We start from the raw sequence: 15,927 nt of genomic DNA, 5'->3' as shown, positions 1-15,927 counted from the left end.
GCGCCACCGCCCGGGGGGCGGGGCCCCCCCGACATGGGGGGGGGGGGGCCCCCGGCCGCGTTGGGGGCCCCGCCCGCGGCCCCGCGGCCCTCTTTGCGCCTCAGCCGGCGCCGTTTTCGCGGAGGTGGCTGAGCGCCGTGGGGGTTGCTCAATTTTCGCTTCGGTGGTCATGGGTGGACCACCTTCACGGTCATCACCGGCTCGGCGAGGCAGCCGGGCTGGGTTACTCCACCGTGACCGACTTCGCCAGGTTGCGCGGCTTGTCGATGTCGCGGCCGAGGGCCAAGGCCGTGTGGTAGGCGAGGAGTTGCAGCGGGATGCCCATGAGGATGGGGTCCAGCTCCGGCTCGTTCTTCGGGACGACGATGGTGTGGTCGGCCTTCTCCTGCTCCTGGTGGGCGACGGCCAGGATGCGGCCGCTGCGGGCCTTGATCTCCTCCAGCGCGGCGCGGTTCTTCTCCAGCAGGTCGTCGTCGGGGACGATCGCGACGGTCGGCATCGCGGGCTCGATGAGGGCCAGCGGGCCGTGCTTCAGCTCCGACGCCGGGTACGCCTCGGCGTGGATGTAGGAGACCTCCTTGAGCTTCAGGGACGCCTCACGGGCCACCGGGTAGCCGCGCACCCGGCCGATGAACATCATCGACTTGGCGTCCGCGTAGGCGGCCGACAGCTTCTTGATCTCTTCCTCGCCCTTGAGGATCTCGTCGATCTGCGCGGGCAGCTTGCGCAGGCCCTCGATGATCCGCTTGCCGTCCGCGACCGACAGGTCACGGATCCGGCCCAGGTGCAGGGCGAGCAGCGCGAAGGACACCACCATGTTGGTGAAGCACTTGGTGGAGACCACGCAGACCTCGGGGCCGGCGTGCACGTAGATGCCGCCGTCGGTCTCCCGGGCGATCGCCGAGCCGACCACGTTCACCAGGCCCAGGACCCGGGCGCCCTTGCGCTTGAGCTCCTGGACGGCCGCCAGCACGTCGTAGGTCTCACCGGACTGGGAGACCGCGACGTAGAGCGTGTCGGGGTCGACGACCGGGTTGCGGTAGCGGAACTCGGAGGCCGGCTCGGCGTCCGAGGGGATACGGGCCAGCTCCTCGATCATCTGCGCGCCGATCTGGCCCGCGTGGTACGAGGTGCCGCAGCCCAGGATCTTCACCCGGCGCACCCCGCGCGCCTCGCGGGCGTCGAGGTTCAGGCCGCCGAGGTGCACGGTGGAGAAGCGGTCGTCGATCCGGCCGCGCAGCGCGCGGTCCACCGCGTCGGCCTGCTCGGAGATCTCCTTGTGCATGTAGGTGTCGTGGCCGCCCAGGTCGTACGACTCGGCCGCGTACTCGACGGTCTCCGGGGCGGACGTGGTCCGCGAGCCCTCGGTGGTGTACGTGCGGTAGTCGTCGGCCTTGAGAGTGGCCATCTCGCCGTCGTCGAGGGTGACGACCTGGCGGGTGTGCGAGACCAGCGCGGCGACGTCGGAGGAGACGAACATCTCGTGCTCGCCGATGCCGAGGACGACCGGGGAGCCGTTGCGGGCCACCACGATGCGGTCGGGGAAGTCGGCGTGCAGGACGGCGATGCCGTAGGTGCCCTCGATGTGCCGCAGCGCCTCGCGGACCCGCTCCTCCAGCTTCTCGGCCGTGGAGCGGCCGATCAGGTGGGCGAGGACCTCGGTGTCGGTCTCGGAGGCGAAGACGACGCCGTCGGCGGTCAGGCGGGCGCGCAGGTCGGCGGCGTTGTCGATGATGCCGTTGTGGACGACCGCGACCTTGCCCTCGGTGTCCCGGTGCGGGTGGGCGTTCTCGTCGGTCGGCGCGCCGTGGGTGGCCCAGCGGGTGTGCGCGATGCCGGTGGTGCCCGCGAAGCGCTTGGGCAGCCGGGACTCCAGCTCGCGGACCCGGCCCTTGGCCTTGGCGGTCTTCAGGCCGCCGGTGGCCTTGCCGGTGCCCTTGGCGTGGATGGCGATGCCCGCGGAGTCGTAACCCCGGTACTCCAGGCGCTGGAGGCCCTCGAGGAGCAGCGGGGCGACATCACGTTTGCCGATGTATCCAACGATCCCGCACATACAGTGACCCTCCCAGTAAAGCGTTGTGGCAATGGTGCGTGCTGCCCGGCGTCCCGGGCGTGGCCGTCAGCCGTAGATCATGCGGCGCAGCTGGCGGGACGAGAGATCGGGCGGGGCCACGGCGCGGTGCGGCATCTCGTGGCGGATCCGCTCGAAGATCGCCTCGTTGCGCAGTCCCTGGGACTGGAGCTCCCGATGACGACGGCGGACGAATTCCTCCGTGGTCTCGTCGAAGTACGCCAGCACGTCCAGGACCACCCGGGCGGCCTCACCGCGCTGAAGCGGTGTGCTGCGCACCAGGTGGTCCACCAGGTCTTCGTGCGGCGCTTCAGCGCTGCGGTGACGGCGTTCGAGCACCCGTAGATACTGCGGGGCGGCGCGAGGAATCGCAAGAAATCTGCCCGCTATCGGGCACGTCCCCAGTTTGGGGGTCGGAAAGTGGTCTGAACCTTGACCGGAATCGAGGCTCACGGTACGCATGGTCACCGTTCGGTCGCTCCATGCCATGCACCACGCCATGCACGAGGTTCGCCGAAGGGACCGTCGATGAGACGACGCAGACTGCTGTTCTCGCTGCTGCTGGTCGCGGCGGCGGGGCTGGGGACCGCCGCCGTGCCGCCGCAGGGCGCCGCCGGGGCCGCTCCCCGGGCCGCCACCCCACTGGACCGGGTGATCCCCGCGCCCGCGTCCGTACGCGGCGGCGGGGAGGCGTACACCCTTGGTGACCGCACCCGGATCCGGGTGCCCGGCGGCTCCGGCGAGGCCAAGCGGATCGCCGGCTATCTGGCGGGGCTGCTGCGGCCCGCCACCGGCCTCGCCCTCCCCGTCACGACCAAGGACGGCCGGGACGGCATCGTCCTGCGGCTCGGCGGCAGCGGCACCGGCGGGCTGGGCGCCGAGGGCTACCGGCTGACCTCCGACGGCCGGGCGGTCACCCTCAGCGCCGCCCGCCCCGCCGGCCTCTTCCACGGCGTCCAGACGCTGCGCCAGCTGCTGCCCGCCGATGTGGAGCAGCAGCGCGCCGCGCGCGGGCCCTGGCGGATCGCCGGGGGCACCATCGAGGACTCCCCGCGCTACGGCTACCGGGGCGCGATGCTCGATGTCTCCCGGCACTTCTTCACCGTGGCGCAGGTCAAGCGGTACATCGACCAGCTCGCCATGTACAAGATCAACAAGCTGCATCTGCACCTCTCGGACGACCAGGGCTGGCGGATCGCCATCAAGTCCTGGCCGCGGCTGGCGACGTACGGCGGCTCCACCCAGGTCGGCGGCGGCCGCGGCGGCTACTACACCAAGGACCACTACCGCGAGATCGTCCGCTACGCCGCGTCCCGCTATCTGACCGTCGTCCCCGAGATCGACATGCCGGGCCACACCAACGCCGCGCTGGCCTCCTACGCCCCGCTCAACTGCAACGGCCAGGCACCGCCGCTCTACACCGGCACCGAGGTCGGGTTCAGCTCCCTGTGCGTGCCCAAGCAGGAGACCTACGACTTCGTGGACGACGTCATCCGTGAGCTCGCGGCCCTGACGCCCGGCCGCTACCTCCACATCGGGGGCGACGAGGCGCACTCCACCAGCCATGCGGACTATGTGGCCTTCATGGACAAGGTGCAGCCGGTGGTCGCCAAGTACGGCAAGACCGTGGTCGGCTGGCACCAGCTGACCGGCGCGCATCCGGCGAAGGGCGCCGTCGCGCAGTACTGGGGCTACGACAAGACGGGCACGGCGGAGCGGCAGCAGGTCGCCGACGCCGCCCGGAACGGCACCCGGCTGATCCTCTCGCCCGCCGACCGCGCCTACCTCGACATGAAGTACGACAAGAACACGCCGCTGGGCCTGGCCTGGGCCGGCTATGTCGACGCCCGGCGCTCCTACGACTGGGACCCGGGCCGCTACCTCCAGGACGCGCCCGCGGACTCCGTGTTCGGCGTGGAGGCGCCCCTGTGGTCCGAGACGCTCTCCACCTCCGCGCACATCGAGTACATGGCCTTCCCGCGGCTGCCCGGCATCGCCGAGCTGGGCTGGTCCCCGGCGAGCACCCATGACTGGGACGGCTACAAGGTCCGGCTGGCCGCCCAGGGGCCGCGCTGGGACGCGCTGGGCATCAACTACTACCGCTCGCCGGAGGTGCCCTGGCCGGCGCGGTGACGGCTGCGCCGGGCGTCGTCGGACGCCCGGCACGGCACGCGGAGTCCTCAGACCCGGTCGGCGGCGATCATCAGGTACTGGAAGCTGCCGTTGCGGTACGCGGTCAGGAAGGTCTCCTCGATCCCCGTGACCAGGTGGTCGGCCTCCCGGCGCAGTTCCCAGTACGGGAGCGCGGCCGCCGTCAGGTCCTCGACGTGCACCGGGACCAGCCGGTTGCGGGCCATGGCGCGGAAGTACGCCGACCGCGGGTGGATGTCGCAGATGTAGTGCGCGTTGATGAGGGACACCTCGCGGGAGGCGCGCCCGTAGGCGTCGTTGTAGCAGCCGGTGATCACCACATAGCGGCCCCCGCGCCGCAGCAGCCGTGCGTGCTCGGCGAACAGCAGGTCCAGCTCGACGTACATGCTCGACTCGTTGTTCCAGGACGCCGCGTACGCGCCGGAGGTGAAGCCGGTGTCGAGCATGTTGCGGTGGTGGTAGCGCACCTTGTCGTCGATACCGCGCTTACGGGCCTGCGCGTTGGCGAAGTCGGCCTGCTTGGCGGAGATGGTGGCGCCGTCGGTGTGACAGCCGTGGCGCAGATGCGCGACCACGCTGCCGCCGCCGCGCCCGCACCCGGCGTCGAAGACGCGGTCGGTCGGGGAGAGATCGCCGAGGTGGGAGGCGAGGAGCTCGGCCTGGGCGTGTTCCAGGCGGTGCAGTTCACCGGTGACCCGTTCCCGGCGCCGGGCGGGGTCCGGCTCGTTCAGCACCGACCGGTCGGCGTCCCCGATGCCGTAGTGATGGTGGTACAGGTCGTCGATCTTGCCGAGTTCGAGGTTGACCGGGTTCTCCTCGGCGTTCCAGTAGTCCGCGACCCGGGACTGGTACGTGGACTGGGTCGGCACCGGCGTGCGGGCGGTGTCGGCGTGAGCGATGGTCAACGGTGGCTCCTTGCTGTGGTGCGCGGATCGGTCTACCAGTAGTTGGGCAGGTGGTAGCGGTCGGTGTTGGTGGCATGCCACTCGTGGTTGCCGGACACCCAGTCGGCCAGGCTCCGGACGTAGCGTTCGAGGAGCGGCGAGGTGGCCGACAGCGGGGCCGACTCCGTCTCGAACGCCGCCATGACCTGGTTGTGGATCTCGACGCTCTTCAAGTAGGCGTCCTTCAGGCCGCGTTGGTCGTTGGCGGCCACCACTTGGGGCAGGTTCAGATGGTCCGGGTCACTCGCCAGTTCCCTGGTGAAGGAGTACAGGTCGTTGACGATGGTGGTGGCGTTGCACGCCAGCGCGGTGACCCGCTGGACCTCGGGGCGGGCGTAGAGCGCCTCGGGCAGTTCGTAGCCGTCCACGGCATCGACGATGGACAGACAGGGACGGAAGTTGTTGAACTGCCGCATGACGAGGTACTCCCAGACCCGCGGCGCATGCCGGGTCTCCGCCCAGGCGGCCTCGGCGAGATAGCCGAGGTGCAGCCGGGCGATGTCATGGACGAACCGGTCGGTCTGGCTGGGGGTGGCGAGCGCCGCGTAGTCCTTCAGCGCCCAGTGGTACGAGCGCAGCGGTCCGTCGGCCTGCACGCCGTGCCGCCACTCCTCCTCCAGCTCGGGGGTGCCGTGCAGCGGGTCCAGGGCCGACTGGGCCATGATCAGCCGGCCGCCCAGGCCGCGGTGGGCGCCGCCCTTGCCCTCGTCCTCCTCGCAGTAGCAGTTGTCGACGATGTTCTCGGCCAGCAGCAGCTTGCCCGCGACGGTGAGGCGTTCGAGGTCGGCCGCGCCGGGATGCTGGAGGACGACCGCCCGGCCGAACTGGAACTCGGTGAAGTCCCCGCTCCACTGCGCGGGGAACAGGTCCAGCTCTCGGGCCCAGGTCTCCAGTCTGCGGTCGATCTCCGCGGCCTTCTCCGGGTCGGCGGGGGCGACGGGCCGGTACCTGAGCCCGGGGACGGCGCCGCCGGGGCGGCGGGTCCGCAGGGTGCGGGCGAGGTTCGGCGGGCCGGGCAGCGACCACGCGGGGGCGGTGTTCGGGGGGGTGCTCATGGTGAGGGGCTCCACCTGGTCAGTCGGCGCTCCGGCCGATCTGGACGTTCTCCAGGACTCCGACGGCGTCGGGCACGAGGATGGCCAGCGAGTAGTAGGCGGTGACGAGGTAGCTGATGACGGCGGACGGGTCGATGCCCATGAACCGGACGTTCAGACCGGGCTGGTACTCCTCGGGGATGCCGGTCTGGTGCAGGCCGACGACTCCCTGGTCCGCCTCGCCGGTACGCAGCGCGAGGATGCTGCTGGTGTGCGCGTCGCTGATCGGGATCTTGCCGCACGGGTAGATCGGGACCCCGCGCCAGGCGGGCACCTCGTGCCCGTCGACGTGCGCCGTGCCCGGCACCAGACCGCGTTTGTTGCACTGCCGGAAGAAGGCGGCGATCGCCTTCGGGTGGGCCAGGAACAGCCGGGTCTTGCGGCGCATGGACAGCAGCTCGTCCATGTCGTCGGGGGTGGGCGGGCCGGTGTAGGTGCTGATCCGCTGGCCGTAGTCGGCGTTGTGCAGCAGACCGAACTCCCGGTTGTTGACCAGCTCCCACTCCTGGCGCTCGCGGATCTCCTCCACGGTGAGCCGGAGTTGCTGCTGCGTCTGGTCCATGGGGTCGTTGTAGAGGTCGGCGACCCGGCTGTGGACCCGCAGCACGGTCTGGGTCAGCGAGAGCTCGTACTCGCGCGGGGCGAGGTCGTAGTCGACGAAGCCGGACGACAGCGTCGGCTCGCCGACGTGCCCCGCCCGCACCGGCACCTCCGCCTCGCCCTTGCGGTTCATGGGGCGCTGCTGCCGCTCCGCGTACGCCGTCAGGTGGGCGGCCAGGGACGGCACCCGGTCGGTGAACTCCCGGACCACGTCCCAGGGCAGCACCATCAGCACGCCCGCCGTCTCGGCCCGGACCGAGCTCAGCCACCGCGGGTCGGGCCGGCCGATCGCCTCGTCCCCCATCTGGTCGCCGTCCGTGACGACGCCGATGACCTCCTCCTCGCCGTATTTGCCGGCCGTGTAGCGGGCGAAACGGCCGTGCACGACGAGGTACGCCTCGGTGGTGGGCTGCCCGGCCTCGAAGAGGACCTGGCCGGCCCGGACCTCCCGGACCCGGAAGCGGCCGGCCAGCTCCTTGAGGACCTCGGTGTCGGGGTAGCCGCGCAGGGCCGGCAGTTCGGTGAGGGTCTGCGGGATCACTCTGATGTCGTCCGCGCCGTTCTGCTCGAACTGCACCCGGCCCCGGCCGACGCGGAGCGTCAGGCGCCGGTTGACCCGGTAGGCGCCGCCCTTGACGTCCACCCAGGGCAGCGTCTTCAGCAGCCAGCGCGAGGTGATGGCCTGCATCTGGGGCTCGGACTTGGTGGTGGTCGCCAGCTGGCGCGCGGCCTGGGTGCTGAGGCTGGTGGGCGCGCTGTCTGCGGGTGGTGCGAGAGCGGGCTCTTCGGTGGTGGAACCGGTGACGCCGTCCGGTACGGACACTTTCCCTCCCGGGACATGAACAGACGTGAGCAAAGCGGCCGGTGGTGAGCAAAGCGGCCGCGTGCAGGAGCAAGCCAAACAGGAGGGACGGCTGTGCCGGTACGGCGTGAAAGGGGGCGACCTCGCATCCGAGAGGCATAAACCTCCAGGCGTTGCAGACGGATCATGGTGGTGCGCCCGCACGCCCTTCCCCCGCCGCATGCTCCGCACGCACGGGGGTACAGGCGCGGCCGCGCACAGCGACGGACGAGCGCCGGGCGGACGAGCGGGCGGACGGGAGCAGCGCCGGCGGGCGCGGGGCGGACAGGGCGGGCGGAAGGGCGGGGGCGGACGGGCGCAGCGAGCGCAAAAAGGCGACGGCCCGGTCGCCTGATGCGACCGGACCGCCCACCTCTCACTTCACGGGGTCACGCCCCTCGCTACGCCCTAGACGACGCCCAACTCCCGTGCGATCAGCATCCGCTGGACCTCGCTGGTGCCCTCGCCGATCTCCAGGATCTTGGCGTCCCGCCACATCCGGGCGACCGGGTACTCGTTCATGAAGCCGTAGCCGCCGTGGATCTGGGTGGCCTCGCGGGCGTTGTCCACCGCGATCTCGGACGAGTAGAGCTTGGCGAGCGCGGCCTCCTTCTTGAAGGGCTCGCCGTGCACCAGCCGGGACGCGGCATCGCGCCAGGCCAGCCGGGAGGTGTGGGCGCGCATCTCCATGTCGGCGAGCTTGAACTGGATCGCCTGGTTGCTGCCGATGGCGCGGCCGAAGGCGTGCCGCTCCTTGGCGTAGCGGACCGACTCGTCTACACAGCCCTGCGCCAGGCCGGTGGCCAGCGCCGCGATGGCGATCCGGCCCTCGTCGAGGATCCGCAGGAACTGGGCGTAGCCGCGGCCCTCCTCGCCCAGCAGGTTGGCGGCCGGGACCCGGACGTCGGAGAAGGACAGCTCGCGGGTGTCCGAGGCGTTCCAGCCGACCTTGGAGTACGGGGCGCCGACCGTGAAGCCCGGGGTGCCGGAGGGCACGATGATCGAGGAGATCAGCGGGGAGCCATCGTCCTTGCGGCCGGTGACGGCGGTGACCGTGACCAGACCGGTGATGTCCGTACCGGAGTTGGTGATGAAGCACTTGCTGCCGTTGATCACCCAGTCCCCGCCGTCCCGTACGGCGGTGGTACGGGTCGCGCCGGCGTCCGAGCCCCCGTCAGGCTCGGTGAGGCCGAAGGCGCCGAGCATCTCACCGCTGCACAGCTTGGGCAGCCACTCCCGCTTCTGCTCCTCCGTGCCGAAGTGGTAGAGCGGCATGGCGCCCAGGGAGACGCCCGCCTCCAGGGTGATGGCCACCGAGGAGTCGACCCGGGCCAGCTCCTCCAGGGCGATGCCGAGCGCGAGGTAGTCGCCGCCCATCCCGCCGTACTCCTCGGGGAAGGGCAGCCCGAACAGGCCCATCCGGCCCATTTCCTGCACGATCTCGTACGGGAACGCATGCTGCTCGTAGTACTCGCCGATCTTCGGGGCGACGACGTCGTGTGCGAACGCCTCGACCGTGCGCCGGAGTTCTTCCAGCTCTTCGGGCAGGCGGTGGTCCAGGGACATGAGGGTCACTCCTTGTGGGAGAGGGCACGGAGGGTACGCGAGGGGCTCGGCCGGCCCAGGGCCTCGGCCATCCACACGCTGGTGGCGGTCAGCCGGTCCAGGTCGACCCCGGTCTCGATACCGAGGCCGTGCAGCATCCACACGAGGTCTTCGGTGGCGAGGTTTCCGGTGGCGCTCTTGGCATACGGGCAGCCGCCGAGGCCGCCCGCCGAGGCGTCGATGGTGGTGATGCCGTGCTGGAGCGCGGCGAAGGTGTTGGCGAGGGCCTGCCCGTAGGTGTCGTGGAAGTGCACGCCGATACGGGAGGTGGGCACCCCGGCCTCGTTGAGGGCGGCCAGCAGGGTCTGCACATGACCGGGGGTGGCCACCCCGATGGTGTCGCCCAGGCTCAGCTCGTCGCAGCCCAGGTCGAGCAGCGCCCGGCAGACCCGGACGGTCTGCGCGACCGGCACCGGCCCCTCCCAGGGGTCGCCGAAGCACATCGAGAGATAGCCGCGGACCGCCACCCCGGCGTCCTTGGCCCGCGCGATCACCGGGGCGAACATCGCCAGCGCCTCGTCGACCGTGCGGTTGAGGTTGGCCTTGGCGAACGACTCGGTGGCGCTGCCGAACACCGCGATCCGTCGGGCGCCCAGCGCCAGCGCCCGGTCCAGCCCGCGCTCGTTGGGGACGAGGACCGGGAGCCGCTGCGGATCGAGATCGCCCAGCAGCGGGAACAGCTGCTCGGCGTCGGCGAGCTGGGGCACCCACTTGGGGTGCACGAAGCTGGTGGCCTCGACGGTCGGCAGGCCCGCGGCGGCGAGCCGGTGGATGAACTCCGCCTTGATCTCCGTGGGCACCACGGTCTTCTCGTTCTGCAAGCCGTCGCGCGCGCCGACCTCATGGATCCGTACGCGGGTGGGCAGCCCCTCGGCGCGGATCTCCATCGGCAGTCCGGGTGCGGTCATCGGGCGCTCTCCTGCCCGCCCCCGGGGGCGCTCGCGGCGGCCTCGTCGGGGCTCTCGTGCGGGGCGACCACGGCCAGGATCTGGTCCATGGCGACGGTCGAGCCCGCGGTGACGTCGAGTTCGGTGACGGTCCCGGCGTGCGGCGCGGAGATGACGTGCTCCATCTTCATCGCCTCCACCACCAGCAGGCCCTGGCCCGCGGCCACTTCGTCGCCGACGGCGACCTTGACGACGGTGACGGTGCCGGGCATCGGGGCGGCCAGGGTGTCCGCGCCGTGCGCCCCGGCGGCCCCGCGCAGCGCCGCGGCCACCGGGTCGTGGCTCGTCACCTGCCAGGAGTCGCCGTCCCGGCCGAGCCAGTCGCCGCTGTGGTGGAAGGTGTGCAGCACCCCGTCGACGGTGACCCGTACGCGGTCCGGCGTGACCTGGCCGGCGGCCGCGTCCGGCCGTACGTCGTGGGCGACCGGGTCGTGTCCCGGGACCCGCAGCCAGTGGCGGACCGGTGCGGGTTCGCCGCCGAGCCGGAAGCCGTTCGGGGCGGCGAACGGGTCGCGCCAGCCGCCGTCGGCCACCGCCGGCTCCAGGGCGGCCTGCCGCACCGCCGCGGCCGCCGCGTACACCTCCTCCGGCACCGTGCCGTCGACCAGACCGGCCGCCTCCCGCTCCACCAGGCCGGTGTCCAGCTCGCCGGAGATCACGTCCGGGTGGGCCAGCAGCCGCCGCAGGAACCCGGCGTTGGTGGTGACGCCGAGGGTGACCGTCTCGGCCAGCGCGGCCCGGAGCCGGCGCAGCGCGCTCGCCCGGTCGGGACCGTGGGCGATCACCTTGGACAGCATCGGGTCGTAGCGGCTGCCGACCTCCCCGCCCTCGGAGAGCCCGGAGTCGGTGCGCACCCCGCCGCCCTGCGGCTCGTGCAGCGCGAGCACCGTGCCGCCGGTCGGCAGGAAGTCGCGGGCCGGGTCCTCGGCGCAGATCCGGGCCTCGATGGCGTGCCCGGTGAGGGTGATGTCCTCCTGGGCGAACGGGAGCGGCTCACCGGCCGCGACCCGCAGCTGCCACTCCACCAGGTCCAGCCCCGTGATCAGCTCGGTGACCGGGTGCTCCACCTGGAGGCGGGTGTTCATCTCCATGAAGTAGTAGGAGGCCGGGTCCTTGCCCGGGACGATGAACTCGACGGTGCCGGCGCCGCGGTAGCCGCAGGAGCGGGCCGCCTGCACGGCCGCCTCGCCCATCGCGGCGCGGGTGGCCTCGTCCAGCAGGACCGAGGGGGCCTCCTCGATGACCTTCTGGTGGCGGCGCTGGAGGGAGCACTCGCGCTCGCCGAGATGGATCACATTGCCGTGGCCGTCCGCCAGCACCTGGATCTCGATGTGCCGGGGCCGGTCGATCCAGCGCTCGACGAGCAGGGTGTCGTCGCCGAAGGAGGAGCGGGCCTCCCGGCGGGCGGAGGCGATCTCGTCGGCCAGCAGCGCCTCCTCGCGGACCAGCCGCATGCCCTTGCCGCCGCCGCCCGCGGACGGCTTGAGCAGCACCGGCATGCCGATCTCGCGTGCCGCGGCGGCCAGTTGACCGTCGTCCAGCCCGCTGCCCGAGGAGCCGGGGACGACCGGGACCCCGGCCTCCCGCACCGTCTCCTTGGCGCGGATCTTGTCGCCCATCAGCTCGATGGCGTCGGCGGACGGGCCGATGAAGACCAGCCCGGCGTCCGTCACGGCACGGGCGAAGGCGGCGTTCTCGGCGAGGAAGCCGTAGCCCGGGTGGACCGCCTGGGCGCCCGTACGGGCGGCCGCCTCCAGCAGCCGCTCCACGGACAGATAGCTCTCGGCGGCCGGTGCCGGACCGATCCGTACCGCGGTGTCGGCCTCGCGGACATGGCGGGCATCGGCGTCCGCGTCGCTGTACACGGCGACCGAGCGGATGCCGAGGGCGCGCAGCGTACGGATGACACGGACCGCGATCTCGCCGCGGTTGGCGATGAGCACGGTGTCGAAGTTGGTGGCCATACCTGTGGACATCCCTCTCACATCCGGAAGACGCCGTAGCCGGGCGCGGTGCTGTCCTTCTCGGGCAGCGGCGCGTTGGCGCAGGCGGTGAGCGCCAGCCCCAGCACCTGCCGGGTCTCCAGCGGGTCGATCACCCCGTCGTCCCACAGCCGCGCGGTGGCGTAGTAGGCGTTGCCCTGGGTCTCGTACTGCTCGCGGACCGGCGCCTTGAAGGCGGCCTCGTCCTCGGCGCTCCACTCCTCGCCGTGCGCCTCCAGCTGGTCGCGCTTGACGGTCGCGAGGACGGAGGCGGCCTGTTCGCCGCCCATCACCGAGATCTTGGCGTTCGGCCACATCCACAGGAAGCGCGGCGAATAGGCGCGTCCGCACATGGAGTAGTTGCCCGCCCCGTAGGAGCCGCCGATGACGACCGTCAGCTTGGGCACGCGGGTGCAGGCCACCGCCGTCACCATCTTCGCGCCGTGCTTGGCGATCCCGCCGGCCTCGTACGAACGGCCCACCATGAAGCCGGAGATGTTCTGGAGGAACAGCAGCGGGATACCGCGCTGGTCGCACAGCTCGATGAAGTGGGCGCCCTTCTGGGCGGATTCGGAGAACAGGATGCCGTTGTTGGCGACGATGCCGACCGGGTGGCCGTGGATATGGGCGAAGCCGGTGACCAGCGTCGTCCCGTACTCCGCCTTGAACTCCGCGAAGCGCGAGCCGTCCACGAGGCGGGCGATCACCTCGCGGACGTCATAGGGCGTACGGGAGTCCGCGGGCACCGCCCCGTACAGCCCGGCCGGGTCGGCCTTGGGCTCCTCGACGGTCCGCACGGTCCACGGGAGCGGCGCGCGCTCACCGAGGGTGCCGACGATGGTGCGCACCAGGCGCAGCGCATGGGCGTCGTCCTCGGCGAGATGGTCGGTGACCCCGGAGGTCTTGGCGTGCACCTCGCCGCCGCCCAGCTCCTCGGCGGTGACCACCTCACCCGTGGCGGCCTTCACCAGCGGCGGCCCGCCCAGGAAGATCGTGCCCTGGTCGCGGACGATCACGGCCTCGTCGCTCATGGCCGGGACGTAGGCGCCACCGGCCGTGCACGAGCCCAGCACCGCGGCGATCTGCGGAATCCCGGCACCCGACATCCGCGCCTGGTTGTAGAAGATCCGCCCGAAGTGCTCCCGGTCGGGGAAGACCTCGTCCTGCATGGGCAGGAAGGCGCCGCCGGAGTCGACGAGGTAAAGACAGGGGAGACGGTTCTCCAGGGCGATCTCCTGCGCCCGGAGGTGCTTCTTGACCGTCATCGGGTAGTACGTGCCGCCCTTGACCGTGGCGTCATTGGCGACGATCACCGTCTCCCGGCCGGAGACCCGGCCGATCCCGGCGATCACGCCCGCGGCCGGTGCGGCCCCGCCGTACATCCCGTCCGCGGCCAGCGGCGCCAGCTCCAGGAACGGCGAGCCGGGGTCCAGCAGGGCGTCCACCCGGTCGCGGGGCAGCAGCTTGCCGCGCGCGGTGTGCCGCGCCCTGGCCTTCTCGCCGCCGCCCAGCCGGGCCGCCGCGAGCTTCTCGCGCAGCTGTGCGGCCAGCTCGCGGTGCGCGGCCTCATTGGCCCGCCAGGAGTCGGACGCCGGATCGGCGGTACTCCCCAGCACCGGTGCCTGCTCCATCAGTACGAGCCCCCTTGCTCGATCGCCTGCCCCGGTGCCGCGGTCCGCGGCGGCCGGGCCATCCGGGTTAATGGGCGTTAACCTCACTGCCTTCAGGTTAACGAGCACTAACCCGGCTGTCTACAATCGACGGCATGAGTAATGCGCAGTCCGCCGCCCCGACCAGCCGCCGCGAGCAGATCCTCAAGGAGGCCGCCCGGCTCTTCGCGGAGCGCGGCTTCCACGGCGTCGGCGTGGACGAGATAGGGGCGGCCGTGGGCATCTCCGGTCCGGGCCTCTACCGGCACTTCGCCGGCAAGGACGCGATGCTCGCCGAGCTGCTGGTCGGGATCAGTGAGCGGCTGCTCGCCGGCGGCCGGATGCGGGTCGCGGAGGGCGGCGGCAGCCCCGAGGCGGTGCTGGACGCGCTGATCGACGGCCATATCGACTTCGCGCTGGACGACCGGCCGCTGATCACCCTGCACGACCGGGAGCTGGACCGGCTGCGGGAGGCCGACCGCAAGCGGGTCCGCCAGCTCCAGCGGCAGTATGTGGAGCTGTGGGTGGAGGTGGTCCGCCGGGTCCACCCGGGCCCCTCCGAGGACCGGGCCCGCGCCGCGGTGCATGCCGTCTTCGGCCTGCTCAACTCCACCCCGCACCTCGGCCGGCCGGGCGCCCTCCCGGGCCGTACGGAGATGGCGGAGCTGCTGCACCGGCTCGCGCTGGGCGCGTTCGGCGCGGTGGCGGGCGAGCAGGCGGGCGAATCGATGGCGGCGTCGGTGCCGCGCGCCTAGCGGGATCCGCCGGCTCGCACGGATTTTCGTTGACCTCTGGACAGCCTAGGTAACTGGCCGGTAGCTTTCGCTGAGCAAGCGCTTAGACATGCGCTTGGACCGGCGACCTGGAGGAGGCGACGTAGCAATGCGCCGTACGGTGTTCAACGAGGATCACGAGGCGTTCCGCGAGACCATACGGGCCTTCATCGAGGCCGAGGTCGTCCCGGTCCACGACGAGTGGTTCGCCGCCGGTCAGGCCCCGCGCGACTTCTACTACAAGCTCGCCGAGCTGGGCGTCTTCGGAATCCGCGTCCCCGAGGAGTTCGGCGGCGCCGGCATCGAGTCGCACAAGTTCGAGGCCGTGATCTATGAGGAGACCGCCCGCGCGGGCGTCACCTTCGGCGGCTCCGGCGTGCACGTGCTGCTCGGCCTCCCGTACATCCAGATGCTCGCCACCGACGAGCAGAAGAAGCGCTTCCTGCCGAAGTTCGTCAGCGGCGAGGAGATGTGGGCGCTCGCGATGACCGAGCCGGGCACCGGCTCCGACCTCGCCGGCATGAAGTCCACCGCGAAGCTCTCCGAGGACGGCACGCACTACGTCCTCAACGGCGCCAAGACCTTCATCACCGGCGGCGTGCACGCCGACCGCGTCATCGTCTGCGCCCGCACCGCGGCCCCCCGCGAGGACGACCGCCGCTTCGGCATCTCGCTCTTCGCCGTCGACGCCAAGTCCGCCGGCTACTCCGTCGGCCGCAAGCTGGACAAGCTCGGCCTGAAGATCTCCGACACCGCCGAGCTGGCCTTCGTCGACGTCAAGGTCCCGGTCGAGGACCTGCTGGGCGAGGAGAACAAGGGCTTCGCCTACCTGGGCCTGAACCTCGCCTCCGAGCGCTGGGGCATCGCCTTCGGCGCGTACGCCCAGGCCAAGGCCGCCGTCCGGTTCGCCAAGGAGTACGTGCAGGAGCGCACGATCTTCGGCAAGACGGTCGCCTCCTTCCAGAACACCAAGTTCGAACTGGCCGCCTGCCAGGCCGAGGTGGACGCCGCCGAGGCCGTCGCCGACCGCGCGCTCGAAGCCCTGGACGCCGGTGAGCTGACCCCGGCCGAGGCCGCCTCCGCCAAGCTGTTCTGCACCGAGGTCGCGCACCGCGTCATCGACCGCTGCCTCCAGCTGCACGGCGGCTACGGCTTCATGAACGAGTACCCCATCGCCCGCCTCTACGCCGACAACCGCGTCAACCGCATCTACGGCGGCACCAGCGAGGTCATGAAGTCCATCATCGCCAAGTCCATGGGCCTCTAGGCC

Annotated in this window: 12 protein-coding genes; 3 read left to right on the top strand and 9 right to left on the bottom strand. The window is 71.5% G+C overall.

Translation table 11 applies throughout. The annotated features are described in order from the left end of the window. Positions 1-223 precede the first annotated feature (223 nt). Both glmS and ACFWJW_RS07125 read right to left on the bottom strand, forming a co-directional pair. Positions 224-2,053, bottom strand: a complete 1,830-nt coding sequence (glmS, locus tag ACFWJW_RS07130; protein WP_387236135.1) for a glutamine--fructose-6-phosphate transaminase (isomerizing) — start codon at positions 2,051-2,053, stop codon at positions 224-226. A gap of 66 nt (positions 2,054-2,119) precedes the next feature. Continuing rightward, positions 2,120-2,410: a hypothetical protein gene (locus tag ACFWJW_RS07125; protein ID WP_387236132.1), complete on the bottom strand. Its 291-nt coding sequence runs from the start codon at positions 2,408-2,410 to the stop codon at positions 2,120-2,122. 189 nt (positions 2,411-2,599) lie between these two features. Here ACFWJW_RS07125 and ACFWJW_RS07120 point away from each other — a divergent pair, with 189 nt between their 5' ends. Then, complete coding sequence (locus ACFWJW_RS07120; protein WP_387236129.1) at positions 2,600-4,204, top strand: beta-N-acetylhexosaminidase; 1,605 nt, start codon at positions 2,600-2,602, stop codon at positions 4,202-4,204. Between the two features lie 47 nt (positions 4,205-4,251). Here the strand turns inward: ACFWJW_RS07120 and ACFWJW_RS07115 are convergent, their stop codons facing one another. The 7 genes from ACFWJW_RS07115 to ACFWJW_RS07085 all read right to left on the bottom strand — a co-directional run bounded on the left by ACFWJW_RS07115 (position 4,252) and on the right by ACFWJW_RS07085 (position 13,866). After that, complete coding sequence (locus tag ACFWJW_RS07115) at positions 4,252-5,127, bottom strand: geranyl diphosphate 2-C-methyltransferase (protein ID WP_387236127.1); 876 nt, start codon at positions 5,125-5,127, stop codon at positions 4,252-4,254. 32 nt (positions 5,128-5,159) lie between these two features. Beyond that, positions 5,160-6,221, bottom strand: a complete 1,062-nt coding sequence (locus ACFWJW_RS07110; RefSeq protein ID WP_387236124.1) for a family 2 encapsulin nanocompartment cargo protein terpene cyclase — start codon at positions 6,219-6,221, stop codon at positions 5,160-5,162. Between the two features lie 19 nt (positions 6,222-6,240). Continuing rightward, positions 6,241-7,683, bottom strand: coding sequence for a family 2B encapsulin nanocompartment shell protein (locus ACFWJW_RS07105; RefSeq protein ID WP_387236121.1), 1,443 nt, complete (start codon positions 7,681-7,683; stop codon positions 6,241-6,243). Positions 7,684-8,109: 426 nt separating this feature from the next. Then, positions 8,110-9,267, bottom strand: a complete 1,158-nt coding sequence (locus ACFWJW_RS07100; protein WP_387236118.1) for an acyl-CoA dehydrogenase family protein — start codon at positions 9,265-9,267, stop codon at positions 8,110-8,112. 5 nt (positions 9,268-9,272) lie between these two features. Then, positions 9,273-10,214: a hydroxymethylglutaryl-CoA lyase gene (locus tag ACFWJW_RS07095; protein ID WP_387236115.1), complete on the bottom strand. Its 942-nt coding sequence runs from the start codon at positions 10,212-10,214 to the stop codon at positions 9,273-9,275. Further along, complete coding sequence (locus tag ACFWJW_RS07090; RefSeq protein ID WP_387236112.1) at positions 10,211-12,217, bottom strand: acetyl-CoA carboxylase biotin carboxylase subunit; 2,007 nt, start codon at positions 12,215-12,217, stop codon at positions 10,211-10,213. Before ACFWJW_RS07090 ends, ACFWJW_RS07095 begins: the two co-directional genes overlap by 4 nt. Positions 12,218-12,234: 17 nt before the next feature. Next, complete coding sequence (locus ACFWJW_RS07085; protein WP_387236109.1) at positions 12,235-13,866, bottom strand: carboxyl transferase domain-containing protein; 1,632 nt, start codon at positions 13,864-13,866, stop codon at positions 12,235-12,237. 134 nt (positions 13,867-14,000) lie between these two features. Between ACFWJW_RS07085 and ACFWJW_RS07080 the strand changes: the two genes are divergently transcribed. Then, complete coding sequence (locus ACFWJW_RS07080) at positions 14,001-14,639, top strand: TetR/AcrR family transcriptional regulator (protein WP_387236106.1); 639 nt, start codon at positions 14,001-14,003, stop codon at positions 14,637-14,639. 127 nt (positions 14,640-14,766) lie between these two features. Continuing rightward, entirely contained in the window at positions 14,767-15,924 is a 1,158-nt protein-coding gene (locus ACFWJW_RS07075) for an acyl-CoA dehydrogenase family protein (RefSeq protein WP_387236104.1), read from the top strand. The last annotated feature ends 3 nt before the right edge of the window (positions 15,925-15,927 follow it).

The sequence above is a fragment of the Streptomyces sp. NPDC127097 genome, from assembly GCF_042724075.1.
GTDB lineage: Bacteria > Actinomycetota > Actinomycetes > Streptomycetales > Streptomycetaceae > Streptomyces.
Note: the sequence above shows the minus strand (reverse complement) of the source record. Positions and strands in the feature narration are given on the sequence as shown.

Coding starts and splice junctions, on each gene's coding strand:
- ACFWJW_RS07110 (WP_387236124.1), bottom strand. CDS start 6,221: ATGAGCACCCCCCCGAACACCGCCCCCGCGTGGTCGCTGCCCGGCCCG.
- glmS (WP_387236135.1), bottom strand. CDS start 2,053: ATGTGCGGGATCGTTGGATACATCGGCAAACGTGATGTCGCCCCGCTG.
- ACFWJW_RS07075 (WP_387236104.1), top strand. CDS start 14,767: ATGCGCCGTACGGTGTTCAACGAGGATCACGAGGCGTTCCGCGAGACC.
- ACFWJW_RS07090 (WP_387236112.1), bottom strand. CDS start 12,217: ATGGCCACCAACTTCGACACCGTGCTCATCGCCAACCGCGGCGAGATC.
- ACFWJW_RS07120 (WP_387236129.1), top strand. CDS start 2,600: ATGAGACGACGCAGACTGCTGTTCTCGCTGCTGCTGGTCGCGGCGGCG.
- ACFWJW_RS07085 (WP_387236109.1), bottom strand. CDS start 13,866: ATGGAGCAGGCACCGGTGCTGGGGAGTACCGCCGATCCGGCGTCCGAC.
- ACFWJW_RS07080 (WP_387236106.1), top strand. CDS start 14,001: ATGAGTAATGCGCAGTCCGCCGCCCCGACCAGCCGCCGCGAGCAGATC.
- ACFWJW_RS07100 (WP_387236118.1), bottom strand. CDS start 9,267: ATGTCCCTGGACCACCGCCTGCCCGAAGAGCTGGAAGAACTCCGGCGC.
- ACFWJW_RS07095 (WP_387236115.1), bottom strand. CDS start 10,214: ATGACCGCACCCGGACTGCCGATGGAGATCCGCGCCGAGGGGCTGCCC.